Origin of the sequence: Burkholderia sp. Ac-20365, from assembly GCF_017104715.1 — a bacterium.
Classification (GTDB): domain Bacteria; phylum Pseudomonadota; class Gammaproteobacteria; order Burkholderiales; family Burkholderiaceae; genus Paraburkholderia.
In genome coordinates, this window is the sequence record NZ_JAAGPI010000037.1 from 63,507 (window position 1) to 89,109 (window position 25,603).

General features: G+C 62.8%; 24 protein-coding genes. 13 read left to right on the plus strand and 11 right to left on the minus strand.

All coding sequences use genetic code 11. The annotated features are described in order from the left end of the window. Nucleotides 1-65 precede the first annotated feature (65 nt). From glcE to proC, 4 genes are all read left to right on the plus strand, one after another. Nucleotides 66-1,154 carry a glycolate oxidase subunit GlcE gene (glcE, locus tag G3O01_RS36720; RefSeq protein ID WP_205811912.1) on the plus strand — a complete coding sequence of 363 codons (1,089 nt, stop codon included), beginning with the start codon at nt 66-68 and terminating at the stop codon, nt 1,152-1,154. Between the two features lie 7 nt (nt 1,155-1,161). After that, complete coding sequence (glcF, locus tag G3O01_RS36725; protein ID WP_205811913.1) at nt 1,162-2,388, plus strand: glycolate oxidase subunit GlcF; 1,227 nt, start codon at nt 1,162-1,164, stop codon at nt 2,386-2,388. Between the two features lie 118 nt (nt 2,389-2,506). Next, nucleotides 2,507-3,205, plus strand: a complete 699-nt coding sequence (locus tag G3O01_RS36730) for a YggS family pyridoxal phosphate-dependent enzyme (RefSeq protein ID WP_205811914.1) — start codon at nt 2,507-2,509, stop codon at nt 3,203-3,205. Between the two features lie 13 nt (nt 3,206-3,218). Beyond that, nucleotides 3,219-4,034: a pyrroline-5-carboxylate reductase gene (gene proC, locus G3O01_RS36735; RefSeq protein ID WP_205811915.1), complete on the plus strand. Its 816-nt coding sequence runs from the start codon at nt 3,219-3,221 to the stop codon at nt 4,032-4,034. A gap of 67 nt (nt 4,035-4,101) precedes the next feature. On the opposite strand, the gene ubiA is transcribed toward proC, so the two are convergent. The 7 genes from ubiA to recG form a co-directional block, all read right to left on the minus strand. Then, on the minus strand, nt 4,102-4,965 hold the full coding sequence (gene ubiA / locus G3O01_RS36740; RefSeq protein WP_205811916.1) for a 4-hydroxybenzoate octaprenyltransferase: 864 nt from the start codon (nt 4,963-4,965) through the stop codon (nt 4,102-4,104). A 168-nt stretch (nt 4,966-5,133) separates the two neighbouring features. Further along, nucleotides 5,134-5,622, minus strand: a complete 489-nt coding sequence (locus G3O01_RS36745; protein ID WP_205811917.1) for a Dps family protein — start codon at nt 5,620-5,622, stop codon at nt 5,134-5,136. Nucleotides 5,623-5,797: 175 nt separating this feature from the next. Beyond that, entirely contained in the window at nt 5,798-5,983 is a 186-nt protein-coding gene (locus G3O01_RS36750) for a hypothetical protein (RefSeq protein ID WP_205811918.1), read from the minus strand. 56 nt (nt 5,984-6,039) lie between these two features. Continuing rightward, nucleotides 6,040-7,494: a catalase gene (locus tag G3O01_RS36755; protein WP_205811919.1), complete on the minus strand. Its 1,455-nt coding sequence runs from the start codon at nt 7,492-7,494 to the stop codon at nt 6,040-6,042. A gap of 68 nt (nt 7,495-7,562) precedes the next feature. Next, the gene (locus G3O01_RS45645; protein ID WP_277403080.1) at nt 7,563-7,697 is read right to left on the minus strand and encodes a hypothetical protein; all 135 of its coding nucleotides are present in this window, start codon (nt 7,695-7,697) and stop codon (nt 7,563-7,565) included. 187 nt (nt 7,698-7,884) lie between these two features. Beyond that, a complete protein-coding gene (locus G3O01_RS36760; protein ID WP_205811920.1) occupies nt 7,885-8,844 on the minus strand; it encodes a LysR substrate-binding domain-containing protein in 960 nt (319 codons plus the stop codon). A gap of 124 nt (nt 8,845-8,968) precedes the next feature. After that, entirely contained in the window at nt 8,969-11,194 is a 2,226-nt protein-coding gene (gene recG, locus G3O01_RS36765) for an ATP-dependent DNA helicase RecG (protein WP_205811921.1), read from the minus strand. Between the two features lie 207 nt (nt 11,195-11,401). Here recG and queA point away from each other — a divergent pair, with 207 nt between their 5' ends. From queA to secF, 5 genes are all read left to right on the plus strand, one after another. Then, the gene (queA, locus tag G3O01_RS36770; RefSeq protein ID WP_205811922.1) at nt 11,402-12,463 is read left to right on the plus strand and encodes a tRNA preQ1(34) S-adenosylmethionine ribosyltransferase-isomerase QueA; all 1,062 of its coding nucleotides are present in this window, start codon (nt 11,402-11,404) and stop codon (nt 12,461-12,463) included. An 82-nt stretch (nt 12,464-12,545) separates the two neighbouring features. Continuing rightward, nucleotides 12,546-13,751: a tRNA guanosine(34) transglycosylase Tgt gene (tgt, locus tag G3O01_RS36775; RefSeq protein WP_241024595.1), complete on the plus strand. Its 1,206-nt coding sequence runs from the start codon at nt 12,546-12,548 to the stop codon at nt 13,749-13,751. Between the two features lie 196 nt (nt 13,752-13,947). After that, nucleotides 13,948-14,277, plus strand: a complete 330-nt coding sequence (gene yajC / locus G3O01_RS36780; RefSeq protein WP_028371880.1) for a preprotein translocase subunit YajC — start codon at nt 13,948-13,950, stop codon at nt 14,275-14,277. Nucleotides 14,278-14,398: 121 nt separating this feature from the next. Continuing rightward, nucleotides 14,399-16,453 (plus strand): protein translocase subunit SecD, encoded by a 2,055-nt coding sequence (gene secD / locus G3O01_RS36785; RefSeq protein WP_205811923.1) that lies wholly within the window; start codon nt 14,399-14,401, stop codon nt 16,451-16,453. 18 nt (nt 16,454-16,471) lie between these two features. Continuing rightward, nucleotides 16,472-17,422 carry a protein translocase subunit SecF gene (gene secF, locus G3O01_RS36790; protein ID WP_205811924.1) on the plus strand — a complete coding sequence of 317 codons (951 nt, stop codon included), beginning with the start codon at nt 16,472-16,474 and terminating at the stop codon, nt 17,420-17,422. 94 nt (nt 17,423-17,516) lie between these two features. Here secF and G3O01_RS36795 read toward each other — a convergent pair whose 3' ends face one another. The 4 genes from G3O01_RS36795 to G3O01_RS36810 all read right to left on the minus strand — a co-directional run bounded on the left by G3O01_RS36795 (nt 17,517) and on the right by G3O01_RS36810 (nt 21,569). Next, nucleotides 17,517-18,794: an MFS transporter gene (locus G3O01_RS36795; protein ID WP_205811925.1), complete on the minus strand. Its 1,278-nt coding sequence runs from the start codon at nt 18,792-18,794 to the stop codon at nt 17,517-17,519. A 1,021-nt stretch (nt 18,795-19,815) separates the two neighbouring features. Further along, nucleotides 19,816-20,385, minus strand: a complete 570-nt coding sequence (locus G3O01_RS36800; RefSeq protein WP_205811936.1) for a YceI family protein — start codon at nt 20,383-20,385, stop codon at nt 19,816-19,818. Nucleotides 20,386-20,424: 39 nt separating this feature from the next. Continuing rightward, entirely contained in the window at nt 20,425-20,988 is a 564-nt protein-coding gene (locus tag G3O01_RS36805; protein ID WP_205811926.1) for a YceI family protein, read from the minus strand. An 8-nt stretch (nt 20,989-20,996) separates the two neighbouring features. Then, nucleotides 20,997-21,569, minus strand: a complete 573-nt coding sequence (locus tag G3O01_RS36810) for a cytochrome b (RefSeq protein WP_205811927.1) — start codon at nt 21,567-21,569, stop codon at nt 20,997-20,999. A gap of 367 nt (nt 21,570-21,936) precedes the next feature. Between G3O01_RS36810 and G3O01_RS36815 the strand changes: the two genes are divergently transcribed. The 4 genes from G3O01_RS36815 to G3O01_RS36830 all read left to right on the plus strand — a co-directional run. After that, a complete protein-coding gene (locus tag G3O01_RS36815; RefSeq protein WP_205811928.1) occupies nt 21,937-22,671 on the plus strand; it encodes a paraquat-inducible protein A in 735 nt (244 codons plus the stop codon). A 7-nt stretch (nt 22,672-22,678) separates the two neighbouring features. Further along, nucleotides 22,679-23,365: a paraquat-inducible protein A gene (locus G3O01_RS36820; protein WP_205811929.1), complete on the plus strand. Its 687-nt coding sequence runs from the start codon at nt 22,679-22,681 to the stop codon at nt 23,363-23,365. After that, on the plus strand, nt 23,358-24,992 hold the full coding sequence (locus G3O01_RS36825) for an MlaD family protein (protein WP_205811930.1): 1,635 nt from the start codon (nt 23,358-23,360) through the stop codon (nt 24,990-24,992). Before G3O01_RS36820 ends, G3O01_RS36825 begins: the two co-directional genes overlap by 8 nt. Continuing rightward, nucleotides 24,989-25,603 (plus strand): PqiC family protein (locus tag G3O01_RS36830; protein ID WP_205811931.1); only part of this gene is annotated, 615 nt, incomplete at its 3' end. The genes G3O01_RS36825 and G3O01_RS36830, both read left to right, overlap by 4 nt.

Sequence of the window (25,603 nt, forward strand, 5' to 3'; positions counted from 1 at the left end):
GGAACCGGGTTGCCAGCGCGGCTTGCCTCGGTACAATCGAAAGCACTACAACGAAGCAACGCACCATGAAAGAGGACGACATCGTCGCCGCGTGGTCGGAACGGGTTCGCGCGGCCACGGCCGCGGAGCAGCCGATCCGCATCCGTGGCGGTGGGACGAAGGACTGGTACGGCCAGTCACTGCAGGGTGAGATCCTCGACACGCGCGCGCACCGCGGCATCATCGCGTACGATCCGGCCGAACTGGTCATCACCGCACGCGCCGGCACGCCCCTCCTCGAAATCGAAGCGGCGCTCGCCGAGCACGACCAGATGCTGGCTTTCGAGCCGCCTCACTTCGGCCCGCAAGCGACGCTCGGCGGCTGCATTGCCGCCGGCATCGCCGGTCCGCGCCGCCATTCGGCAGGCGCCGCGCGCGACTTCGTGCTCGGCGCCGTCGTCATGAACGGCCAGGGCCAGGTGCTGAGCTTCGGCGGCCAGGTCGTGAAGAACGTCGCCGGTTACGACGTGTCTCGCTTGATGGCGGGCTCGCTCGGAACGCTTGGGCTGATTCTCGAACTGTCAGTAAAAGTACTGCCGCGTCCGAAGGCCGAGGCGACGCTCAAGTTCGACATGAACGGCACCGACGCCGTCCGCAAGCTGAACGAATGGGGAGGCCGCCCGTTGCCCATCACTGGCAGTGCCTGGCGCCATGGCACGCTCGCGGTGCGGCTGGGCGGCGCCGAGGCGGCCGTCAAGTCGGCGCGCACGGGGCTGGGTGGCGAAGTGGTCGATGCCGTCGAAGCCGAACGCTTCTGGTCCGGCCTGCGCGAACAAACCGATCCTTTCTTCGCGGCCATCGGGCCGAAGTCGGCGCTGTGGCGCCTCGCACTGCCGACCATCACCGAGCCGCTGCAACTGCCTGGTGCGCAACTGATGGAATGGGGCGGCGCGCAACGCTGGTGGATCACCGACGCCGACGCACAGACCGTACGCATCAGCGCGAAACAGGCGGGCGGCCACGCGACCATCTTCCGCACCGGTCTTGGCTACGACCGTGGCGCAGGCGTGTTCACGCCATTGCCCGCGCCGCTGATGAAAATCCATCGCGGCCTGAAAGCTGCGTTCGACCCGGCCCGCATCTTCAATCGCGGCCGGCTGTATCCCGACTTCTGAGCGCACGATGCAGACCAATCTTGCCGACTTCATGCGCAACACACCGGACGGTGAAGAAGCCGACGCCATCCTGCGTAACTGCGTGCATTGCGGCTTTTGCACGGCCACCTGCCCGACCTATCAACTGCTCGGCGACGAACTGGACGGGCCGCGCGGACGCATCTACCTGATCAAGCAGATGGTGGAAGGCGCGCCCGTTACGCGCAGCACGCAACTGCATCTGGACCGTTGCCTGACCTGCCGCAACTGCGAATCGACCTGCCCTTCTGGCGTGCAGTACGGCAAGCTGGTCGAAATAGGCCGCAAGCTGACCGAAGAGAAAGTGCCGCGTCCGTTCGGCCAGCGCGTGATGCGCCGGATGCTCGCGAGCTTCGTGCCGAACGCCACGCTGTTCACACCCGCGATGCGCCTTGGCCAGCACTTCCGCCCGCTGCTGCCGAAAAAGCTGCGCGACAAGGTGCCGCAACGCCAGCGCCAGCTCGAATGGCCGACGGCCACGCACGAGCGCAAGATGCTGATGCTCGCGGGTTGCGTGCAGCCTTCGATGATGCCGAACGTCAACATCGCGACGGCACGCGTGCTGGACGCGCTCGGCATTCAGACGGTGATAGCGCCCGAAGCAGGCTGTTGCGGTGCGATCCGTCTGCACCTTGGCTACAACGACGAGGCGCTCGACGACATACGGCAGAACATCGACGCATGGTGGCCGCATGTGGAGCAAGGCGCCGAAGCGATCGTGATGAACGCGTCGGGCTGTGGCGCGACGGTCAAGGAATACGCGCATCTGTTGCGCAACGACCCCGCCTACGCGGAAAAAGCGAAACGGATTGTTGAACTGACGCGCGATATCAGCGAAATCCTGCCTGAGTTCGAAGAAGCGCTGACGCCGCTCACGCGCCGCCGCGCGATTCATACCGTGGCCTATCACCCGCCCTGCACGCTGCAACACGGCCAGCAGATTCGCGGCAAGGTCGAGCATCTGCTCGGCGCGCTCGGTATCGAGGTCCGTCTGCCCGCCGACAGCCATCTTTGCTGCGGCTCGGCCGGCACGTATTCGCTCACGCAGCCTGCGCTCTCCTACGCGTTGCGCAAGCAGAAGCTGGAAAAACTGAAAGCGCAGGAACCGCAGATCATCGTGTCTGCGAATGTGGGTTGTATCGCGCATCTGCAAAGCGGCACCTCCACCCCTGTCGTGCATTGGATCGAACTCGTCGAGCACATGCTCGCGTCCTGATCGACAGCATCGCTTGCGGGGACTTTGCGCGCCACCTGGCCGAACGGCCAGGTCGTGGCGAACGGGCGGCGTCCGTATAATTCGATTCGTCGCCCCTCGCATCGGTACCCAACGTTTCATGCCCGATCTCGCTCACCATCTCGACGCAGTGCTTCAGCGCATCGCCCTGGCCGCGCAGGTCGCGGGCCGCGATCCCGCTTCCGTTGCGTTGCTCGCCGTCTCCAAGACGTTTCCCGCCGAAGACGTCCGCGCCGCGCATGCCGCGGGCCAGCGCGCGTTCGGCGAAAACTACGTGCAGGAAAGCCTGACGAAGATCGAAGCCCTGGCCGATCTGCGCGCGTCGCTCGAATGGCATTTCATCGGGCCGCTGCAATCGAACAAGACGCGCCCCGTCGCTGAGAACTTCGACTGGGTGCATTCCGTCGACCGGCTGAAAATCGCGCAGCGTTTGTCCGAGCAGCGGCCGGATGGGTTGCCTCCGCTCAACGTCTGTCTGCAGGTCAATATCAGCGGCGAGGAATCGAAAAGCGGCGTGACGGCGGATGAAGCGCTCGCCGTTGCACGCCAGATCGCCGCGCTGCCCAGGCTGCGTCTGCGCGGCCTGATGGCGATTCCCGAACCGGCGGGCAACGTCGAACAGCAACGCGTGCCGCATCGCGCGTTGCGCGAACTGTTCGACAAGCTGCGCGCGGAAGGTCTCGAACTCGACACGCTGTCGATGGGCATGTCGGGCGATCTCGAAGCGGCCGTGCTCGAAGGCGCGACTATCGTGCGCATCGGCACCGCCATTTTCGGCGCCCGCGACTACTCACACTGAACTCCCGAACATCATGAAAATTGCCTTCATCGGCGGCGGCAATATGGCCGCTGCACTCATCGGCGGTCTGATCAAGCGTGGCGTTGCGCCCGCTGACATCCTCGCAATCGATCCCAACGAAGACGCGCGCAAGCGCAGCGAGCAGCAATTCGGCATCGGCACCAGCGCCGCTGCGGATGCCTCGCTGCAATCGTTCGACGCCGTCGTGCTCGCCGTAAAGCCACAGATCGTCAAGGACGTCGCGGCAGCGCTTGCGCCGCATCTGTCGGCATCGCAACTCGTGATCAGCATCGTCGCGGGCATTCGCGGCGCGGACCTCGCACGCTGGCTCGGCGGCCACGCACGCCTCGTGCGCACAATGCCGAATACGCCCGCGCTGATCGGCATGGGCGTGACGGGCCTGGTCGCGCTGGAGAGCGTCGATGCAGCGGGACGCGAGCTGGCCTCGCAAGTGCTCGGCGCGGTCGGCCAGACGGTGTGGTTCGACGACGAAGCGAAGATCGACGCCGTCACCGCCATTTCCGGCAGCGGCCCGGCATACGTGTTCTATTTCATCGAGGCGATGCAGGAAGCCGCGCGCCAGCTTGGCATGGATGAAGAGCAAGGCCGCGCGCTGGCCGTTGCAACGTTCACGGGTGCCGCGCAATTGGCCGCGCAATCCGGCGAACCCGCCAGCGTGCTGCGTGAACGCGTGACATCGAAGGGCGGCACGACAGCGGCTGCATTGGCCGCGTTCGACGCGCAAGGCGTGAAGGACGCCATCGTGCGCGGCGCACTGGCTGCGGACGCGCGTGCGCGTGAAATGGGCGAGGAATTCGGCAAGCAGTGATGTCGCTTGCAGGGTGACATCGGCAGACGAAGCGGCAGACGCGCTTCGTCTCGCCGTACAAACAGGCTCAGAAAGCCTGCGCTGCGTAGTGCGCAGCAATACCCGCGAACAGCGCGCCGCCGAGCCAGTTGTTATGCCGGAACGCCGCGAAACACGCCATGCGTTCGCGATCCTTGATCAAGGTGTAGTGATAGATCGCACAGCCGGCAGCAGCAGCCAACCCGATCCAGTAAAACGCGCCGAAGCCCAGCAAGACGCCGATGCCCACGTAGATCCCCAGCGTTACCGCGTAACAGAGCATGATGGCCAGCACGTCGAAGCGGCCAAACGTCAACGCTGAAGTACGGATGCCGATCTTGATATCGTCGTCGCGGTCGACCATCGCGTATTCGGTGTCGTACGCGACAGACCAGAACACGTTCGCAATCAACATCACCCACGCGAGCATCGGCACCTGGTTCTGAATGGCAGCGAACGCCATCGGAATGCCGAAGCCGAACGCAATACCCAGATACGCCTGTGGAATCGCGAAGAAGCGCTTCGTGAACGGATACGTGCCCGCGACAAACAGCGCGGCCACCGACAACTCCTTCGTCAGCGCGTTAAGCGGCAGGATCAGCAGGAATGCGATCAGCGACAGCCCTGCCGCCAGCGCCACGGCTTCCCACGCCTTGATCTTGCCCGACGTGATCGGCCGGTTTTCGGTGCGCTTCACAAAGCGGTCGAAATCACGGTCGGCGTAGTCGTTGATTGCGCAGCCGGCCGAGCGCATCAGCACCGTGCCGATCGTGAAAATCACCAGCAAGGACAGCGACGGATGACCGTCCGACGCAATCCACAACGCGTTGAGGGTCGGCCACAGCAGCAGCAGGCTGCCGATCGGCTTGTCCATGCGGACAAGGCGCAAATAGAGCGGGAGTCGGGCGAACATGGCAGTGCGCGGAGATTCGATCCCGGTATTCTAGAGCAGCGCGCGTGACAGCCCTATTCGGGCGCGCAGGCGCAAAAACAAAAAGCCCGGCGGGTCTTCACCCGCCGGGCTTTCATTGCGACTCATGCGACGCTTCGAACAGGCGCCCGCACTATGCCGCAATCGACGTTAAGCCAGCATCGAACGCAGCATCCACGCGTTCTTTTCGTGCGTCTGCATGCGTTGCGTCAGCAGGTCGGCCGTCGGCTCGTCGTGCGCGGCGTCCGTCACCGGGAAGATCGCGCGTGCGGTGCGCACCACGGATTCCTGGCCTTCCACCAGTTGGCGGATCATGTCTTCAGCGGCGGGCACGCCGTCCGCTTCAGCGATCGACGACAGCTTTGCGAATTCCTTGTAGCTGCCCGGCGCGGCGACGCCCAGCGCGCGGATACGCTCGGCGATCAGATCAACAGCCGTCGCGAGTTCGGTGTACTGCGTTTCGAACATCAGATGCAGCGTGTTGAACATCGGACCCGTCACGTTCCAGTGGAAATTGTGGGTCTTCAGATAAAGCGTGTAGGTGTCGGCGAGCAGGCGCGAGAGACCTTCTGCGATCTTCTTGCGGTCCTTGTCGCTGATACCAATATTGACGTGCGGTACGGCTTCTTTCTTGGCCATGATAACTCCTGTTTTAAGAGTGATTTGAACCGGTCTGCATGCCCGGAACTGCGCGTGTGCAATCGTTCAACGCTCGAACGCCCGCCAGTTTAGCGTAGAACCGATAAGCGTTCGCGAGACCCATCGCCGCGCTGCGCGTGCGTTTCAGACCTCGCATGGCCATCCGCGCGATACGTCATCCGTGGATGGCGCGCACCAGACTCGCGACGATCGCCACATAGCCACTGCTGACAACAGCAAAGCCTACGAGCTTCTGGAAAAGCATCGGCGCGCGTACCTGTTGCGCGATGCTGCGCGTGCTGCCAGCGCTAGTTACGCCACTTGCCTGAAAACCGACTGCGCTCATCACCATCTGAACCATGATCTTTCTCCTTCACGGGCGACAGCGCCTTGCTGCCGCCCTTCGCTACTGAAACGTTACTTCGCGTCCGCTTTCGCGAGCGCCTCGATTGCTGCAATCACGCCTTCGGCATAGGCCGGATCGATCTTGCGGAAATGCTCGACCTGACGCGCGACGATATCGGCCGGCACACCGTCGATCGAACGCGCGATGTTGGCGAACAGACGCTCGCGCTGCGCGTCGTCGAAGAGCTGGAACAACGCGGCCGGCTGGCTGTAGTAATCGTCGTCCTCGCGATGGTTGTAGTGATCGACGTTGCCTGCCGCGAGCGGCGGTTCCATCGCGTTACGGTCCTGCGCGAAGTCGCCGAAACGGTTCGGCTCGTAGTTCACGTTGCCACCGAGGTTGCCATCCACCCGCATGCCGCCGTCGCGATGGAACGAGCGCACGTTCGGCGCGCGCGACGCGTTCACGGGAATCAGATGGTGATTCACGCCGAGTCGATAACGCTGCGTGTCGCCGTACGAGAACAGACGCCCTTGCAACAGACGGTCCGGCGAGTAACTGATACCCGGCACCACATTCGCCGGCGTGAACGCGGCCTGCTCGACATCCGCGAAATAGTTCTGCGCGTTGCGGTTCAACTCGATCACGCCGACGTCGATCAGCGGATAGTCCTTGTGCGGCCACACCTTCGTGACGTCGAACGGGTTGTAGCGATACGTCGCCGCATCCGCTTCAGGCATCACCTGAATCTGGAAGCGCCACTTCGGAAAGTCACCGTTGTCGATCGATCCAACCAGATCGCGCTGCGCGCTTTCGCGATCGCGTGCGACGACTTGCGCGGCTTCTTCATCGGTGTAGTTCTCGACGCCCTGCATCGACTTGAAGTGGAACTTCACCCAGAAACGCTCGTTGTTCGCGTTGATGAACGAGTACGTGTGCGAACCGAAGCCGTGCATCTGCCGGTAGTTCTTCGGAATGCCGCGATCGCTCATCAAAATTGTCACCTGATGCAGCGACTCGGGGTGATACGCGAAGAAGTCCCACGCGTTCGTCGCGCTGCGCATGTTCGTGTACGGATCGCGCTTTTGCGTGTGGATGAAGTCCGGAAACTTCAACGGATCACGGATGAAGAACACCGGCGTGTTGTTGCCGACGACATCCCAGTTGCCCTCTTCCGTATAGAACTTGATCGAGAAACCGCGCACGTCGCGCTCGGCATCGGCCGCGCCGCGCTCGCCCGCCACCGTCGAAAAGCGCATGAACAGCGGCGTTTCCTTGCCGACTTGCGCGAATACTTTCGCCTTCGTGTAGCGCGAGATGTCGTGCGTCACCTTCAACGTGCCAAACGCGCCGGAGCCTTTTGCGTGAACGCGACGCTCGGGAATCACTTCACGGTCGAAGTGCGCGAGCTTTTCGATCAGCCACACGTCCTGCAGCGCGACGGGGCCGCGCGGGCCGGCCGTCAGCGAGTTCTGGTTGTCGGCGACGGGTGCGCCCGAGGCGGTGGTGAGATTGCGTTCAGACATATTGTTCTCCGGGTGATTCTGAAAAGTGCGGTGTGGCTTGTTCGAAAGAGGAGATGTGCAGCGCGGTATCAGGCAGACAGCGCGCGATCGACGAGCAGCGCGAACGCGACCGTGCGGAAACTGGACACGCTGCTAGCGGCCGGTGCTGCCTGCGGCGACGAGGGGGAAACTGACGGGAACAGCGAAGACGTGGACGGCTGCATGATTTCCTCCGGTTTGTCGTGGTGGATCTCGGGGATCCATGGAGGAAATCTTAAAGAAAACTATCGATTTATACGATTTGATTAATTTTATATATTCGATAGGGACCGCCTTATGCAGAAGGCGGCTAGCGGCGCATCGGCTTCAGAACGGCGCGTTGAAACGGCCGATGCGCACGAGAGACAACGCTTAAGCGACGGCGGCGGGCAGATCGAGCTTCTTCACGCCCGGCAGGTCGCACGCGGCGATCGCGTCGCAAATCGCGTCAATAGCGGGCATGCGCGTAAAGCTCTTGCGCCACGCCAGCACGACGCGGCGGTCCGGCACGGGCTCGTCGAACGGCACGTAGCTGAGCAATCCCGAATCGACGCCGCCCGCGTGCGGCTTCACTTCATGCACCGACATACGCGGCAGCACCGTAATACCGACGCCGCTCGCGACCATATGCCGGATCGTTTCCAGCGACGAACCTTCGAACGTCTTCTGGATGCCGTCCGCATTCTGCGAGAAACGCATCAGCTCCGGACACACGCCGAGCACGTGATCGCGGAAGCAATGTCCGCTGCCCAGCAGCAGCATGGTTTCCTGCTTGAGATCGCCCGGATCGATCTTGTTGCGCGACTCCCACGCGTGCCCCGACGGCAGCGCGACAACAAACGGCTCGTCGTAGAGCGGACGCAGCATCAAACCCGTTTCCGGAAACGGCAGCGCCATGATCGCGACGTCAATCTCGCCCTGCTTGAGCAGTTCGATCAGCTTGAGCGTGTAGTTTTCCTGCAGCATCAGCGGCATCTGCGGGACGCGCTTGATCATCTGCTTGACGAGCGTGGGCAACAGGTACGGCCCGATCGTGTAGATCACGCCAAGCCGCAGCGGCCCCACGAGCGGGTCCTTGCCCTGCTTCGCAATTTCCTTGATGGCGAGCGTCTGTTCGAGCACGCGTTGCGCCTGCGTAACGATCTGCTCGCCAATCGGCGTGACGCTGACTTCGCTCGTGCCGCGCTCGAAAATCTGCACGTTCAGCTCGTCTTCGAGCTTCTTGATTGCGACGGACAACGTCGGCTGGCTCACGAAACACGCTTCGGCCGCGCGGCCAAAGTGGCGCTCGCGTGCCACCGCGACGATGTACTTCAGTTCTGTGAGGGTCATTGGGGACCAATCAGGGCAATAGATTCGATAGGTTTCTGTTATACACCTATGGGGCCAATTCGCCAACCTTCAAGCCGGAATCAGGCATGATGCAGCGCGGAAACGCTTCCACGCCTGTCTTTCACTACGCCTTCAAATACTGCTCACGGGTGTTCAACCAGCGCAAAAGATGCTGCGTAACGACATTCGGATAATGCGCGAGCAGCGTCGTGGCCGCTTCGCGTGCCGGTTCGATCAGCCAGCCGTCGTTTTCGAGATCGGCGAAACGCAGCATCGCGGCGCCCGATTGCCGCGCGCCCAGAAACTCGCCGGGGCCACGAATTTCGAGATCGCGGCGGGCGATTTCGAAGCCGTCGGTGGTTTCGCGCATGGTTTGCAGGCGCGCGCGGGCCGTCATCGACAGCGGGCCGGTGTAGAGCAGCACGCACACCGATGCCGCGCTGCCGCGCCCCACCCGTCCGCGCAACTGGTGTAGCTGCGCAAGCCCAAAGCGCTCCGCGTGCTCGATCACCATCAACGACGCATTCGGCACGTCGACGCCCACTTCGATGACCGTCGTTGCGACCAGCAGTTGCACTTCGTTGCGGCTGAACGCGTCCATCACCGTGGCCTTTTCGACGGGCGTGAGGCGTCCGTGCACGAGTCCGACCTTCAGTTCCGGCAGCGCAGCGACAAGCGTTTCGTACGTCTCCACAGCTGTTTGCAGCTGAAGCGTCTCGCTTTCCTCGATCAGCGGACACACCCAGTACACCTGCCTTCCCGTCAGCGCAGCCTCGCGCACACGGCCGATCACTTCGTCGCGGCGTCCGTCAGAGACGAGTTTTGTCAGGATCGGCGTGCGGCCGGGCGGCAATTCGTCGATGGTCGAGACTTCGAGGTCGGCGTAGTACGTCATGGCCAGCGTGCGCGGAATCGGCGTCGCGGACATCATCAACTGATGCGGCTGGAAGTCGCGCGCGCCGTCGGCGGCGTTTTGCGCTTTGGCGCGCAGCGCAAGCCGTTGAGCAACACCGAAGCGATGCTGTTCATCGACGATTACGAGGCCAAGCCGGGCGAATTCGACCGCGTCCTGAATGATCGCGTGCGTGCCGATCACGAGTTGCGCGGTGCCGAGCGCGGCCGCTTCGATCGCGCTGCGTTTTTCCTTCGTCTTCAGACTGCCCGCGAGCCACGCGACCGACACGCCGAGCGGCTCCAGCCAGCCGCGCAGCTTGCGCGCGTGCTGCTCGGCGAGGATTTCGGTCGGCGCCATCATCGCGGCCTGATAACCGGCGTCGATGGCCTGCGCGGCAGCGAGCGCGGCGACCACCGTCTTGCCGCTGCCGACGTCGCCCTGCAACAGGCGCTGCATCGGATGTGGCTGCGTCAGATCCTGCGAGATTTCCGCGCACACGCGCTGCTGCGCGTTGGTCAGCCCGAACGGCAAGGCTTTCAACAAACGAGCCACCAGCGAGGCTTCGTCGCCGGGCTGGCTGCGCTGCATCGCGGGCGCGGCGCGCGTGCGGCGTTCTTCGTGTGCGCGCTTGAGCGACAGTTGCTGCGCGAGCAGTTCCTCGAACTTGATGCGCGTCCACGCCGGATGCGTGCCGTCGATCAACGCCGTCTCGTCCGAATGCGAATTCGGATGATGCAGCGTGCGCACGGCGTCCATGAGTTGCGGGACTTCCAATGGCTGCAGATATTGCCGCTCGACGGGTTCCGGCAACAACTCCGGCAGCGACGTACGCGCCAGCGCGTTGTCGATCGCCTTGCGCAGATACGCCTGCGACACGCCCGCCGTGCTCGGATAAACGGGCGTGAGTGCCTGTGGCAGCGGCGTGTCTTCATCGACGACGCGCACGGCTGGATGCACCATCTCCATCCCGAAGAAACCGCCACGCACGTCGCCGCGCACGCGCAGCCGCACGCCGATCGCCATCTGCTTGACCTGCGAGCCGTAGAAGTTGAGGAAGCGCAGGATCAGCTCGTCGCCCGCGTCGTCGCGCATTTTCACGAGCAACTGGCGACGCGGCCGGTAGGCGATCTCGTTGTCGTAGACCACGCCTTCCGTCTGCGAGATGCCGCCCGGCAGCAGTTCGCCGATCGGCGTCAGCGAAGTTTCGTCCTCGTAGCGCATCGGCAGATGCAGCACGAGGTCGATATCGCGCGTGAGACCGAGCTTGGCCAGCTTGTCGGCGGTTTTGGCGAGCGTGGTTTTCTTTGCGGCTACGGGCTTTTTCGCGGCTTCAGCAGCAGGCGCGTCGGGCGCCTGAGCCGTGTCCGCATCCGCCTTGCTCCGCGCGGCGCGGCGCTTCTTCGGGGCGCTATCGTCGTCGGTATCGAGAGGTGAACGGGTATCGGACAAAGGCATGAGTCGCTTCGCAAGTACAATATCGGCTTCAGAAGTTTCGCGGCCAGTGCGCATGTGAGTCACGCGCACGCAGGGCCGCTGCGGCAATGTCCCGCAATCATAGCCGCTCGACGGGCGCTGTCGTAGACGCTGATGCTCGCGCACCGCGTTCGTCCGGGAGGCAATCCCTTTTAGTACCGCATCAAATACCGCTTCAAGCCAGCCCGCATGTTCACGCTTTCCGATTTCGATTTCGACCTGCCGCCCGAACTGATCGCGCAGGTCGCCCTGCCCGAGCGCAGCGCGAGCCGCCTGCTCGAAGTGAACGGGCAGAGCACGCCCGCGACGCTCGTCGACCGGCGTTTTGCCGAGCTGCCCGACTGCATCGAGTCCGGCGATCTGCTCGTCTTCAACGATACCAAGGTTCTGAAGGCGCGCTTCCTCGGCCAGAAGGCTAGCGGCGGCAAGATCGAGGTGTTGATCGAGCGTCTGACGGGCGAACGCACCGCGCTTGCGCAGATTCGCGCGAGCAAGAGTCCCGGCGAAGGCACCGTGCTGCGTCTGGCCGACGCGTTCGATGTCACCGTCGGCGAGCGCGTCGAGCCGTTCTACACGCTGCATTTCCCCGACGACTGCCTGACGCTGATCGAGCAGTTCGGCCGCCTGCCGCTGCCGCCGTATATCGAGCACGATCCCGACGCATTCGACGAAACGCGCTATCAGACGGTCTACGCGCAGAATCCAGGCGCCGTCGCCGCGCCCACGGCCGGCCTGCATTTCGACGATTCGATCTTCGCGCGCCTGGACGAAAAAGGCGTCGAGCGCGCGACGCTCACGCTGCACGTCGGCGCGGGCACGTTCCAGCCGGTGCGCGTCGAGAATATCGCCGAGCACAAGATGCATAGCGAGTGGTATCAGCTGCCGCAATCGCTCGTCGACAAGATCGCTGCGACCAAAGCGCGCGGCAATCGCGTGATTGCGGTCGGTACGACGTCGATGCGCGCGCTCGAAGCCGCCGCGCGCGACGCCGACGCTGCGGGCAAACCGCTCGCCGCGACCAGCGCCGAAACGGACATCTTCATCACGCCGGGCTATCAGTTCCGCGTGGTCGACCGGCTGGTAACGAACTTCCACCTGCCGAAGTCGACGCTGCTGATGCTGGTGTCGGCATTCGCGGGCATCGAAACGATCCGCGCCGCATACCGGCATGCAATCGACGAGCGCTACCGCTTTTTCAGCTACGGCGACGCGATGCTGCTCACGCGCAGCGAAGACGCGCTTAACGCATAATCCCTCACCCGCCGCTGGAAGCTTCCGGCGACGCACATCACAATGCGCCGGACTGTTCTCCGGTTGCATACGGAGTCAAAAAATGACCGACGGTCATAACCACGCTGCACGCGCCGACCACGGCGCCTATCTCGGCGACCACGTTCGCCCCGACAACGGCCTGAAATTCGAGCTGCTGAAGACCGACGGCCAGGCGCGACGCGGGCGTCTGACGCTCAATCACGGCGTGATCGAAACGCCGATCTTCATGCCCGTCGGCACGTACGGCACGGTCAAGGCGATCCAGCCGCGCGAACTCGAAGAAATCCACGCGCAGATCATTCTCGGCAACACGTTTCACCTGTGGCTGCGTCCCGGCCTCGAAACGATCGGCGCGCACGGCGGCCTGCACAATTTCATGGGCTGGAAGCGGCCGATTCTCACGGATTCGGGCGGTTTCCAGGTCTTCTCGCTCGGCGATCTGCGCAAGATCACCGAAGACGGCGTGACCTTCGCGTCGCCGATCAACGGCGACAAGCTGTTCCTGTCGCCCGAAGTGTCGATGCAGATCCAGAAGGTGCTGAACTCGGACATCGTCATGCAGTTCGACGAATGCACGCCCTATGCGACCAACGGCGTGGCGACCTCGCACAAGGACGCCGCCGATTCGATGCGCATGTCGATGCGCTGGGCAAAACGTTCGATCGATGAATTCAACCGGCTCGGTAATCCGAATGCGCTGTTCGGGATCGTTCAGGGCGGCATGTTCGAAGACCTGCGCGACGAATCGCTGGCGGGTCTGTCGGAGATCGGCTTCCATGGTCTCGCGATCGGCGGGCTGTCGGTCGGCGAGCCGAAGGAAGACATGATGCGCGTGCTCAACCACATCGGCCCCAAGCTGCCCGCCGACAAGCCGCACTACCTGATGGGCGTCGGCACGCCGGAAGACCTCGTGGCGGGCGTCTCGGCAGGCGTCGACATGTTCGACTGCGTGATGCCGACCCGCAACGCGCGCAACGGCTGGCTGTTCACGCGTTTCGGCGACATCAAGATCCGCAACGCGACCCACAAGAACTCGCTGCGCCCGCTCGACGAACAGTGCGGCTGCTACACGTGCCGCAACTTCACGCGCGGCTATCTGCACCATCTGCATCGCGTCGGCGAAATTCTCGGCGCGCAGCTGAACACGATCCACAACCTGCACTACTACCTGGAACTGATGCAGGAGATGCGCGACGCCATCGAAGCTCAAATGTTCGACGCGTTCCGCAAGCTCTTCCATGAAAACCGGGCGCGCGGGACGGACTAAAGTAAATGGAGCATCGGGAGGCGGTCAAAAAACCGTTCTCCCACATAGCGCAGCAGACATTACAATTAACTTTCGGATTATCGGCAAAACCCCTTGACACGCCGTCAGGAAAACCCGCTCCGGGTGCCGTCCCGTAAATGGCCGGTGGTAGAATAACCGGCTGATTTTTTTCGATTGTTATAACGGAGAGACCAACGTGTCGTTCATTACCGATGCCTTCGCGCAAGGCAGTGCAGCAGGTGGCGCCGAATCGAGCCTGATGAGCTTCCTGCCGCTGATTCTGATGTTCGCGGTGCTGTACTTCATCATGATTCGCCCGCAAATGAAGCGCCAGAAGGAGCACCGCAATATGCTCTCCGCGATGGCCAAGGGCGATGAAGTCGTGACGAACGGCGGCATCGTCGGCAAGGTGACCAAGGTGGGCGAAGCCTACGTTGGCGTCGAAATCGCAGAAGGCACCGAAATCACCGTGCAGAAAGCGTCGGTGACGACCATTCTGCCGAAGGGCACCCTGAAGTCGCTGTAAGGCCTGCTCTCTCGCGTCCGGCGCGGCCTCGCGCCGATCGAAGCCCACACCGCATGCTTCGCCTCCTCGCGCTCATCGCCGGACGCATCGCTTTCAAGCCAACCTCCCGTTGGACCACCCCATGAATCGTTACCCCCTCTGGAAGTATGCCGTGATGCTGGTGGCGCTCGTCATCGGCCTCGTCTACACGCTGCCCAATTTCTTCGGCGAAGCGCCGGCGGTGCAGGTGTCGAGCGGCAAGGCAACGGTGAAGCTCGATTCGACCACGCTGTCGCAGGTCGAAGGCGCGCTCGCCTCCAGCCAGATCAAGCCGGACGACGTCACGTTCGACAATTCCGCGACCAACGCGAACATCCGCGTGCGTCTGAAGGACACCGACACGCAGCTGCGCGTCAAGGATCTGCTGCAAAAGTCGCTCAACAGCGACCCGAGCGATCCGCAGTACATCGTCGCGCTGAACCTGCAGAGTGCGTCGCCGCGCTGGCTGACGGCCCTGCACGCGCTGCCCATGTACCTCGGTCTGGATCTGCGCGGCGGCGTGCACTTCCTGCTGCAGGTCGACATGGCAGGCGCACTGAACAAGAAGCTCGATTCGGACGCATCGGATGCGCGCACGCTGCTGCGTGACAAGGGCATCCGCGACGGCGGCGTGAACCGCGTCGGGCAGTCGGTGGTGGTCAACTTCGCGGACCAGGACGTCGCCGACAACGCGCGCAAGCAACTGGCAACGGGCGTCTCCGAACTCCAGTGGGCCACGCAGCCTAACCCGGCGGGCGGCTTCCAGCTGGTGGGCACGTTCACGCCGGCCGTGCAGAAGGCGGTCGAGGATGCAGCGCTCAAGCAGAACATCACGACACTGCACAACCGCGTCAACGAACTCGGCGTGGCCGAGCCGGTGATCCAGCAGCAAGGCTCCGACCGCATCGTGGTCGAACTGCCGGGCGTGCAGGACACGGCGAAGGCGAAGGACATCATCGGCCGCACGGCGACGCTCGAAGCGCGCCTCGCCGATCCGAACGGCCTGCATCCGAATCCGAACGACCCCGTCCCTGCCGGCGACGAACTCTTCACGCAAGGCAACGCCGTGCCCGTGCTGCTGCGCAAGGCCGTGATCTTCACGGGCGACCGCATCATCGACGCATCGGCGGGCTTCGACGAACATCAGCGTCCGTCCGTCAACATCCGTCTCGATTCCGCCGGCGGCCGCGCGGTGCGCAGCGTATCGCGCGACAACATCGGCAAGCCGATGGCGATGGTGCTGTTCGAAAAGGGCAAAGGCGAAGTGCTGACGGTTGCAACGATCCAGTCGGAACTGGGCGACCGCTTCCAGATCACCGGCCAGCCGACGCCGCAAGCCGCAACCGATCTCGCGCTACTGCTGCGCGCCGGTTCGCTCGCGGCTCCGATGGACATCATCGAAGAACGCACGATCGGCCCGAGCCTCGGCGCGGACAACATCAAGAAGGGCTTCCACTCGGTGGTGTGGGGCTTTGCCGCAATCGCGGTCTTCATGATCGCGTACTACATGCTGTTCGGCCTGATCTCGATGATCGCGCTGTCGGTGAACCTGCTGCTGCTGATCGCCGTGCTGTCGATGTTGCAGGCGACGCTGACCTTGCCGGGTATTGCCGCTATCGCGCTTGCGCTCGGTATGGCAATCGACGCGAACGTGCTGATCAACGAGCGCGTGCGTGAAGAACTGCGCAACGGCGCGCCGCCGCAACTGGCGATCCAGAACGGCTACGCGCATGCATGGGCGACGATTCTCGACTCGAACGTGACCACGCTGATTGCAGGTCTCGCGCTGCTCGCGTTCGGTTCGGGCCCGGTTCGCGGCTTCGCCGTCGTGCACTGTATCGGCATCATGACGTCGATGTTCTCGGCCGTGTTCTTCTCGCGTGGTCTCGTGAACCTGTGGTACGGCGGCAAGAAGAAGCTGCAGTCGCTCGCGATCGGTCAGGTGTGGAAGCCCGCTGCAGCCGAAGGCGCAACGGCTTATCTGGACAACGCGGACACGGAATCCGATACGGCTCGCGCGATCGCCGCCACGAAGGCGCCGAAAGCCAAGCCGAAGGCCAAGGTGCCGGCTGGCGGCGCGCAAGCCCAGACTGCCAAGCCGACGCTGCGCAACCGCAACGCGCCGGGTGGCACGAATAAACCGGGTTCATCCCGTTGAGTCCCGGAGAAAGAGAACATGGAATTTTTCCGCATCCGTAAAGACATTCCGTTCATGCAGCGCGCGTTGATTTTCAACGCGATCTCGCTGCTGACGTTCATCGCCGCGGTGTTTTTCCTGCTGCATCGCGGGCTGCATCTGTCCGTCGAGTTCACGGGCGGTACCGTGATCGAAGTGCAGTATCCGAATGCCGTACCGCTCGAACCTGTGCGCGACACGCTGTCGAAGATCGGTTATGGCGACGCGCAGGTGCAGAACTTCGGCACGTCGCGCGACGTGCTGATCCGTCTGCCGCTCAAGCAAGGTCTGACGTCCGCGCAACAGAGCGATCAGGTGATGGCTTCGCTCAAGGCGCAGGATTCGAACGCACAGTTGCAGCGCGTCGAGTTCGTCGGTCCGCAGGTCGGCAAGGAACTCGCTACCGACGGCCTGCTCGCGCTAGCGTGCGTGGTCGCGGGCATCGTGATCTATCTGTCGTTCCGCTTCGAATGGAAGTACGCGGTGGCGGGCGTGATCGCGAACTTGCACGACGTCATCATCATTCTTGGCTTCTTCGCGTTCTTCCAGTGGGAGTTTTCACTGTCGGTGCTGGCTGCTGTGCTCGCGGTGCTGGGCTACTCGGTGAACGAATCCGTGGTTATCTTCGACCGGATTCGCGAAACCTTCCGCCGCGAACGCAAGATGAGCGTGATCGAAGTCATCAACCACGCGATCACGAGCACGATGTCGCGTACGATCATCACGCACGGCTGTACGCAGATGATGGTGCTGTCGATGTTCCTGTTCGGCGGCCCGACGCTGCACTACTTCGCGCTCGCACTCACCGTCGGTATTCTGTTCGGTATCTACTCGTCGGTGTTCGTCGCGGCGGCGCTGGCGATGTGGTTCGGCGTGAAGCGTGAGGACCTCGTGAAGGACAAGAAGGAACGCCACGATCCGAACGATCCGAACGCGGGCGCTCAGGTTTGATCGGGCAAAGCGCCTGATACTTTCAGGCAGCAAAGCAAAAGGCCGGTTCAACGCGAACCGGCCTTTGTCGTTTACGGCTGTCGCGGATCGGCGATTAGCGGAATCCGAGCTTGCGCCGCGCCGCGAGCAATGCGATGACGCTCAGCACGGCGGCGAACATCAGATAGAAGCTCGGCGCGATCTTCATGCCTGTCGCCTGGATCAGCCACGCGATGATGAACGGCCCGAAGCCGCCGAAGATCGTCACGGCGATGTTATAGGCGAGCGACATGCCCGTCGTGCGCGTTTGCACCGGGAAGATTTCCGACAGCAGTCCCGGCAAGGAGCCGAAGTAAGCCGTCATCAGAAAGCCGAGCACGATCTGCATCGCGATCAGCGCGCCGAAGTTCGGATGCGCGACGAGATAGCTGAAGGCCGGACAGATCAGCAGGAACAGCAGCACGGCGGGCACGAGCATGATGCGCACGCGCCCGTGACGATCCGACAGATGCCCGACGACGGGCGAGAACACCATCTGGATCACGCCGATCAGCGCAATCGCCGCGAACGCCACCGAAGGCGCGAGACCGAGTTGCTTGATTGCGAAGGTCGGCATGAACAGCACGAGATACGTCGACACCGTACCGAGCACGACGATGCCCATCCCGACGAACAGGCGCAGCTTCTGGGTCGCGAAGGTATCGCGGATCGGCGTCTGCGTGGTTTCGGCGGCAAGGAACTCGGGCGTTTCATCGAGCTTCGTGCGGATGTACCACGCCACCGGTCCGATCAGCAGGCCGAAGAAGAACGGCACGCGCCAGCCCCACGATGCCATCTGTTCGGGCGACAGCTTGCCCGTCAGCACCATGCCGAAAAGTGCGGCGAGCAGCGTCGTCAGACCCTGGCTCGCGATCTGCCAGCTGGCGAAATAGCCGCGCCGTCCTGGTACATGTTCGGCGAGAAAGGCTGTGGCGCTGCCGAATTCACCGCCCGCCGAGAAGCCTTGCATCAGGCGCGCGAGGACGAGGATTAGCGGCGCGGCCAGGCCGATCGACTGATACGTGGGCAGCACGGCGATGATCAGTGTGCCCATCATCATCAGCAGGATGGACAGCGTGAGAGCAGCTTTGCGCCCTGCCCGGTCGGCGTATGCGCCGAGCACGATTGCGCCGAGCGGCCGCATGAAGAACGACACGCCGAACGTGCCGAGCGTCAGTAACAACGACACCGTGTCGTTGCCGGCCGGGAAGAACAGCTTCGAGATGACGACCGCGAAGAAGCCGTAGACGACGAGGTCGAACCATTCCAGCGCATTGCCGATCGATGCGGCGACCACCGTGCGCCAGGTGTCTGAACGGCTACGCGCCGTGCTGCTAGCTATTGTTGAACTCATTGCAGATCTCCACGTGCGCGCAGGTCCTTGTTTTTTCGTCGATTTTTGTCGATTCCGCCGGATTCGATGCGCGCACAACAATCGATCCGGGGTTCGGGGTTAATGTTTACCGGAAAAAATAAGTCTGTACGAGAGGTGGAAGTGCTTAGGGTCTGTTTTGTCTGCGACGCTGGTTTGGTTTGTCTGGGCTTTTCGCTGGCATCCGCGTTGGCGCCTGCGCGGCGCTGGCATTGCCCCTGTGCGGGGCGGAATCTGCGTTTGCCTGTCTTGTGACGCTGGTTTGGTTTGTCTGGGCTTTTCGCTGGCATCCGCGTTTTGTTATCGGTACTTCAGGCGTTGCCCCTGTGCGGGGCGGCACTTACTTTCTTTGCCGCCGCAAAGAAAGTAAGCAAAGAAAGCGGGCTAACACCGCCCGTGCTTGACCACCGCCTGAGGGCCCCCAACAGTTCCTCCGCTTCACACGGCAATCTGCCAATCGTTGCCCGTTGCCAGCGCCTTGAACAGGCGCCTCACCCACTTCAATCACCCGTAGCGCAGCCAGCAGCAGCGAATGATTACAGCCGCCCAGGTGGCAAACTGTGTGTAGGTCGTAGTGCTTCACGCGTCGGCGCTCTTACGACACCGATCGTGTTTTTCAGTCCGGAGTGAAGCGCATACGGCGCGACAGCCGACACACAGTTTGCCGCTATAGAACGTGGGAGATTTGGTCGCGCGTGTGGTGACGCGGGAGTGTGAAGCGGGTGAGGCGCTCAATAAGAGCGTTGGTAACGGGCAGTGAGAGGCAGGTTGCCGTGTGAAGCGGAGGAACCGTTGGGGGCCCTCAGGCGGGAACAAGTGCTGGCGGTGTTCAGCGGCTTTCTTTTGCCTACTTTTCTTTGCCGCGGCAAAGAAAAGTAGGTGCCGCCCCGCACAGGGGCGACGCGTGAAGAACCAATAACAAATCGCGGATGCCAGCGAAAGCGAAAGCGGAAACCAAAACCAAAACCAAATCCAAACCAAGGCGCCGCCCGGCAAAAAACCCTTACTGCTTGATCCCTTCAGCCTGAATATGCAGCACCGTCTTCATGCTAAACCCATACTTGGTCCCAAAATCCATCCCATAGTCAGCGCGACTAAACTCGCCAGTCGCCTCGACACCACAAACTTCACGCTTCAGCACGGGATGCTGAATGCATTTAAACGATTCGATCTTGAGAGCAAGCGGCTTGGTCACGCCCTTCAGCGTCAACTGACCATCAACAGCCACCGGCGTATCGCCATCGAACTTGATCGACGTACCCTTATAAACAGCAGTCGGATACTTCGCGACATCGAAGAAATCAGCCGAGTGCAAATGCTCGTCGAGCTTGGTATTCCCGGTCTGGATAGAAGACGTATCAACCGTGACATCCACGGTACCCGTCTTCGCAGCACGATCCAGCGTCACCGTCCCTGAACTCTTCGTGAACTTGCCACGCCAGGTGGACACACCACCCATATGATCTGACTCGAAGCTCGGGTAAGTATGCGTCGGATCAAGCTGATAAGTATCAGCAGCAAACGCGCTCACCGCCATCGACGACGCCAGCGCGCCAGCCACAATCAAAAGCATCGGTTTCAATTCATTCTCCTTTCTGTCTGCTTGCGAGAGTTACTTGCCTGCCGCGACGATATGAAACTTGATCGTCACGTCATCCGCGACCACCGACGTGTCCTTCCATTCGCCCGTGCCGATATCGAACTGCGAACGCTTGACGGTCACCGCCCCGTCATAAACCTGTGATGCACCCTGCTTCGTCACAGTAACCGGCACGACCACCGTCTGCGACTTGCCCTTCATCGTCAGCTTGCCGGTTACCTTGAACTGGTTATTGCCCGCCGGCGCAATGGCGCTCGAAACGAAAGTGGCCGTCGGGAAGCCCTTCGAATCGAACCACTCCTTGCCGCGCACCTGCTCGTTGTAGCTTTCATCGCCGAGATCGTAGGTCGATGTATCGACCGTCACCTGCGCGCTGCCGCCCGTCGGCTTGGCGGGATCGAATGAAATCTGTGCGGTGAACTTGTTGAACTTGCCTTCGACAGGCACGTTCATCTGCTTCGAAATCGCCGTGACGGTGCTCTTGCCCATGTCGACCTGCGCGAACGCGGCACCCGACGCAGCCAGCGATGCCGCCGCAAACGCAGCGAGCATGTAGCGGTAGAACGATACCTTCATGTTTGTCCTTATTTGAGGAAAGGGATCATGCGCGACAGCAGCCCGTCGCGATCGAGAATCTGATGCTTGAGCGCCGCCAGCACATGCAACACGACCAGCACGAGCAGCGTGTAGTTCAGCGTGATGTGAACGGCCTTCAGGACTTCCTTCAGGTGCGTGTCGGGCGCGATCAGGCGCGGCAACGGCACGAGACCGAGATAGACGACAGGCACGTTCGCCGCCGAACTGTACAGATAACCCGAGATCGGAATCGCCACCATCAGCACATAGAGCAGGAAGTGCGTGAGATGCGCGACGCCGCGCTGCCAGGTCGGCATATGCGCGGGCATCGGCGGCGCGGCGTGCGTGGCGCGCCACAGAATCCGAATGATGACCAATGCGAACACGGTCACGCCGATCCATTTATGCCACGAGAAGTATTTGAGCTTGGTCGGCGTGAAGCCGGGGATGTCCGTCATCACCCAGCCGAGCGCGAATCCGCAGACGATCAGCAGCGCGATCAGCCAGTGAAGCGCAATGGCCGTCGATGTATACGACGCGCCGCGCGAGGACAACGATTGAAACGAAGAGGTATGTGCCATGACAGAACCGACGCCAACATGAAAGTTAAACGACCCGGGCGATGCCATTATTCCGCTCACACCCAGCATCGGCGCGAACGGCTTGCGCGGCGCTAATCGTACCGCAAGCTGCCGCAACTGGCTGGCGGCTTTCTTGCGCGGCGCGAAACTTGCTATTGCAAGTTGAACCGATGTGCATGACTTCTGTCGGACAAAGCCTTCAGAATAGCGCCGCGCGCAGTGCCGACCTGTACGACGTGACCATAGCGAGCTTTGATACTATTGCCCCCTGGCCGCAATGCGCACGAAGCGCTTGCGCGGCAAGCATCTGTAAGACATCGACCACAGCCACGACAACGACACCGCTACCCGCTCTCCGATTGCCTGCATGGAACATGACCAGCTGATTGCCTGCCACGAATGCGACGCGTTGCATCAGAAGCCTCGCCTCGGCCGCCGTCGCACGGCCCGCTGCCTGCGATGCGGTGCGACGCTGTACGCGAGCGCGTCAGGTCGACTGGACGGTATCACGGCGATGACCTTCGCCGCGCTGATCACCTTTCTGATCGCGCAGGGCTTCCCCATCGTCGAACTGGAAACCAACGGCATCACGTCGCAGACGAGCCTGCTCGGCGCCATTGTCGCGCTGTGGGACGAAGACATGCAGATTGTCGCGGTCATGGTGTTCTGCTCGACCACGCTCTTTCCGCTCACCGAACTGCTTGCCCTGCTCTATCTGCTCGTGCCGATCCGCACGGGCATCGTGCCGCCGTTCTTCAACCAGGTGCTGCGCGCCATTCAATTCGTGCGCCCGTGGGGCATGATTGAAGTCTTCATGCTCGGCGTGCTCGTGACGATGGTGAAGATGGTGAGCCTCGCGCGCGTGATCCCCGAAGCCGCGATGTTCGCGTTCGGCGCGCTCACGCTGATGTTCGTCGTGGTCGTCACGTTCGATCCGCGCACGCTGTGGGATGTCGCCGAAAGCCTCGGCGTGCTGCAGGCGCGCCGCGAGCGTCATGCACGCGAAGACGAAGCGCGCAGTGAGATGAACAGCGACCATTCGGGCGAACGTGCGGCAGGCTCGCCGGACGTCGATGGTCCCGCCGCGCCGCACCGGGGATGACCAGCCGATGAAATACCTCACGGCCTCGCGCGCCGGTCTGATCGCCTGTCACGCGTGTTCGCGCGTGCAACCGCGCGTGCGCGTACGCGGCAACAACGAACAACGCTGCACGCGTTGCGGCGCGGTGCTGCACCGGCGCAATCCCGACAGCCTGATGCGCACCTGGGCGCTGCTGATCGCAGCCGCCGTGCTCTACATTCCCGCGAACCTGCTGCCCGTGATGCACACGTCGTCGCTGCTCGGCGCCGAGGACGACACGATCATGAGCGGCGTCGTCTACTTCTGGACGTCGGGTGACTGGCCGCTCGCGATTATCGTGTTCGTCGCCAGTATTCTCGTGCCGATGCTCAAGCTCTCGGTGCTTGCGCTGTTGACCATCACGGCGCAACGCCACTCGACATGGCGGCCGCAAGAGCGCACCAGGCTATTCCGGATCGTCGAGCGCATCGGACGCTGGTCGATGCTCGACATCTTTGTCATCACGCTGACCGTCGCGCTGGTGCGCTTTAAATCTCTGGCCGTCATCACGGCGGGACCGGGCGCGCTCGCGTTCGGCTCGGTCGTCATTCTCACGATGATCGCCTCGATGCAGTTCGATCCACGCCTGATCTGGGACGACGTGGACCACGACCATGGCGACGCCGCCCCGCAGAAGCCGCAAGCCGAAAAACCTCAGGACCTGAAACATGAATAGCCCTCAAGCGCCGACGCCACCTTCCGGCCCGCCGAACATCGAGCCGCCCGAGCCCGAGATCGTCACGAAACGGGGCTGGCTGCCGTCGCTCGTCTGGGTGATTCCGCTGATCGCGGCGCTGATCGGCGTCGGCCTCGTGGTGAAGTCGGTGCTCGAGAAAGGGCCGACCATCAACATCAGCTTCATCAGCGCCGAAGGGCTCGAGCCCGGCAAGACGAAGGTCAAGTACAAGGACGTCGACATCGGCTTCGTGAAGACGATCAAGCTCGCGAAGAACCACTCGCGCGTGAACGTCGAAGTGCAGTTGACCAAGGAAGCCGAAGACTTCGCGGTGAAGGACAGCCGTTTCTGGGTCGTGCGTCCGCGCATCGGCGCGAGCGGCGTATCGGGGCTGGGCACGCTGCTCTCGGGCGCGTATATCGGCGTGGACGGCGGACGTTCGACGGAAACGCAGACGCAGTTCGTCGGCCTCGAATCGCCGCCCGCCGTCACCGTCGACCAGAAGGGCCGCCAGTTCACCTTGCGCGGCGATTCGCTGGGTTCGATCGATATCGGCTCGCCGGTGTTCTACCGCCGCGTGCAGGTCGGCCAGGTGACGGGTTTCTCGCTCGATAAGGACGGCACGGGCGTCACGGTGCAGGTGTTCGTCAGCGCGCCGTTCGATCAATACGTCGGCACGAACTCGCGATGGTGGCATGCGAGCGGCGTCGACGTGCGGCTCGATTCGAGCGGCTTCAAGCTGAACACGCAATCGCTCGCGACGGTGATCGTCGGCGGGCTGGCGTTCCAGTCGCCGCCCGGCCAGGCTGTCGGCGTGCAGGCGCCGAACAACATGACGTTCCACCTCGGCTCGGACGAAGCCGACGCGATGCGCGAGCCCGACGGCGAACCGGTGCGCGTCGTGATGAACTTCAACCAGTCGCTGCGTGGGCTTTCGGTTGGCGCGCCCGTGGATTTCCGCGGCATCGTGCTCGGCCAGGTGACGAACATCGGCGTCGAATTCGATCCGCAGACGAAGAACTTCAACATGCCCGTCACGATGGATCTCTATCCCGACCGCCTGCGCCGCCGCTCGCAGGGCCAGCCGGTGCCGGAGACAGGCACGGAAGCCAGCCAGAAAATGCTGCTCGCGCTCGTCAATCACGGGCTGCGCGGCCAGCTGCGCACGGGCAACCTGCTGACGGGTCAGCTCTATGTCGCGATCGACCTGTTCCCGAAGGCGCCGAAGGCGAACGTCGACATCACGCGCGATCCGATCGAACTGCCCACTATCCCGAACTCGCTCGACGAACTGCAGCTGCAGATCGCCGATATCGCGAAGAAGCTGGATCAGGTGCCGTTCGACCAGATCGGCAACAACCTGAACGCCGCGCTGAAGAACGCCGACCATCTGTTCTCGCAGCTCGACAAGGAAGTGTTGCCGCAGACGCGCGACACGCTCACGGCAGCGAAGCAGACGTTCAGCTCGGCGGAAGCGACGCTGCAGCAGGATTCACCGCTGCAATCCGATGTCCATCAGGCGCTGCAGGAACTGACGCGCACGCTGCAATCGCTGAATGCGCTGTCGGACTATCTCGAACGCCATCCTGAATCGCTGTTGCGCGGTAAATCTGGAGACAAGCCATGACGTTTGCACGCGTCCCCAACACGATGCGCGCCGCCCGGCTGGCGCTGTCGGCAGCGCTGCTGGCCGCGCTCGCCGCGTGCGCGTCGCCGCCGAGCCACTTCTACACGCTGTCCGCCGGCGAGCAGGCGCCCGATGCCGTGCGCACCGCAAGCAATCCCGCGTTTCTGATCGAAGTGCCGCCCGTCGACGTGCCGCCGCAAGTGGCGAAGAACCAGTTCGTCGTGCAGACCGGGCCGACCCAGGTGCAGGTGCTCGAGCAGGAACGCTGGGCATCGCTGCCGGGCGATGAAATCCGCCGCGCGCTGTCCAGTTCGTTGACACAGCAACTGGGTACGATCGATGTATACGGCTCGCCGTATCCGGACCGCGTGCCCGTCTATCGCGTCAGCGTCAACGTGCAGCGTTTCGAGTCGTGGCCCGGCTCGCGCGCGCAGATCGACGCCGTGTGGAGCGTGCGCGCCGTGCGCACGCAGGCCGTGCTGACCTGCCGCAGCGCAGTGGTCGTGCCGGTTTCGGGCGGCTACGACGCCCTCGCCGAAGGGCATCGGCGCGCGGTGCAGCAGATCGCGACGGAAATCTCGGCGGCTGTGCGCAATCTGGCGGCGGCTCCG

Excerpts from the sequence above, each read along its gene's own strand:
- glcE (WP_205811912.1), top strand. The coding sequence starts at position 66 with ATGAAAGAGGACGACATCGTCGCCGCGTGGTCGGAACGGGTTCGCGCG.
- glcF (WP_205811913.1), top strand. The coding sequence starts at position 1,162 with ATGCAGACCAATCTTGCCGACTTCATGCGCAACACACCGGACGGTGAA.
- G3O01_RS36730 (WP_205811914.1), top strand. The coding sequence starts at position 2,507 with ATGCCCGATCTCGCTCACCATCTCGACGCAGTGCTTCAGCGCATCGCC.
- proC (WP_205811915.1), top strand. The coding sequence starts at position 3,219 with ATGAAAATTGCCTTCATCGGCGGCGGCAATATGGCCGCTGCACTCATC.
- ubiA (WP_205811916.1), bottom strand. The coding sequence starts at position 4,965 with ATGTTCGCCCGACTCCCGCTCTATTTGCGCCTTGTCCGCATGGACAAG.
- G3O01_RS36745 (WP_205811917.1), bottom strand. The coding sequence starts at position 5,622 with ATGGCCAAGAAAGAAGCCGTACCGCACGTCAATATTGGTATCAGCGAC.
- G3O01_RS36750 (WP_205811918.1), bottom strand. The coding sequence starts at position 5,983 with ATGGTTCAGATGGTGATGAGCGCAGTCGGTTTTCAGGCAAGTGGCGTA.
- G3O01_RS36755 (WP_205811919.1), bottom strand. The coding sequence starts at position 7,494 with ATGTCTGAACGCAATCTCACCACCGCCTCGGGCGCACCCGTCGCCGAC.
- G3O01_RS45645 (WP_277403080.1), bottom strand. The coding sequence starts at position 7,697 with ATGCAGCCGTCCACGTCTTCGCTGTTCCCGTCAGTTTCCCCCTCGTCG.
- G3O01_RS36760 (WP_205811920.1), bottom strand. The coding sequence starts at position 8,844 with ATGACCCTCACAGAACTGAAGTACATCGTCGCGGTGGCACGCGAGCGC.
- recG (WP_205811921.1), bottom strand. The coding sequence starts at position 11,194 with ATGCCTTTGTCCGATACCCGTTCACCTCTCGATACCGACGACGATAGC.
- queA (WP_205811922.1), top strand. The coding sequence starts at position 11,402 with ATGTTCACGCTTTCCGATTTCGATTTCGACCTGCCGCCCGAACTGATC.
- tgt (WP_241024595.1), top strand. The coding sequence starts at position 12,546 with ATGACCGACGGTCATAACCACGCTGCACGCGCCGACCACGGCGCCTAT.
- secD (WP_205811923.1), top strand. The coding sequence starts at position 14,399 with ATGAATCGTTACCCCCTCTGGAAGTATGCCGTGATGCTGGTGGCGCTC.
- secF (WP_205811924.1), top strand. The coding sequence starts at position 16,472 with ATGGAATTTTTCCGCATCCGTAAAGACATTCCGTTCATGCAGCGCGCG.
- G3O01_RS36795 (WP_205811925.1), bottom strand. The coding sequence starts at position 18,794 with ATGAGTTCAACAATAGCTAGCAGCACGGCGCGTAGCCGTTCAGACACC.
- G3O01_RS36800 (WP_205811936.1), bottom strand. The coding sequence starts at position 20,385 with ATGCTTTTGATTGTGGCTGGCGCGCTGGCGTCGTCGATGGCGGTGAGC.
- G3O01_RS36805 (WP_205811926.1), bottom strand. The coding sequence starts at position 20,988 with ATGAAGGTATCGTTCTACCGCTACATGCTCGCTGCGTTTGCGGCGGCA.
- G3O01_RS36810 (WP_205811927.1), bottom strand. The coding sequence starts at position 21,569 with ATGGCACATACCTCTTCGTTTCAATCGTTGTCCTCGCGCGGCGCGTCG.
- G3O01_RS36815 (WP_205811928.1), top strand. The coding sequence starts at position 21,937 with ATGGAACATGACCAGCTGATTGCCTGCCACGAATGCGACGCGTTGCAT.
- G3O01_RS36820 (WP_205811929.1), top strand. The coding sequence starts at position 22,679 with ATGAAATACCTCACGGCCTCGCGCGCCGGTCTGATCGCCTGTCACGCG.
- G3O01_RS36825 (WP_205811930.1), top strand. The coding sequence starts at position 23,358 with ATGAATAGCCCTCAAGCGCCGACGCCACCTTCCGGCCCGCCGAACATC.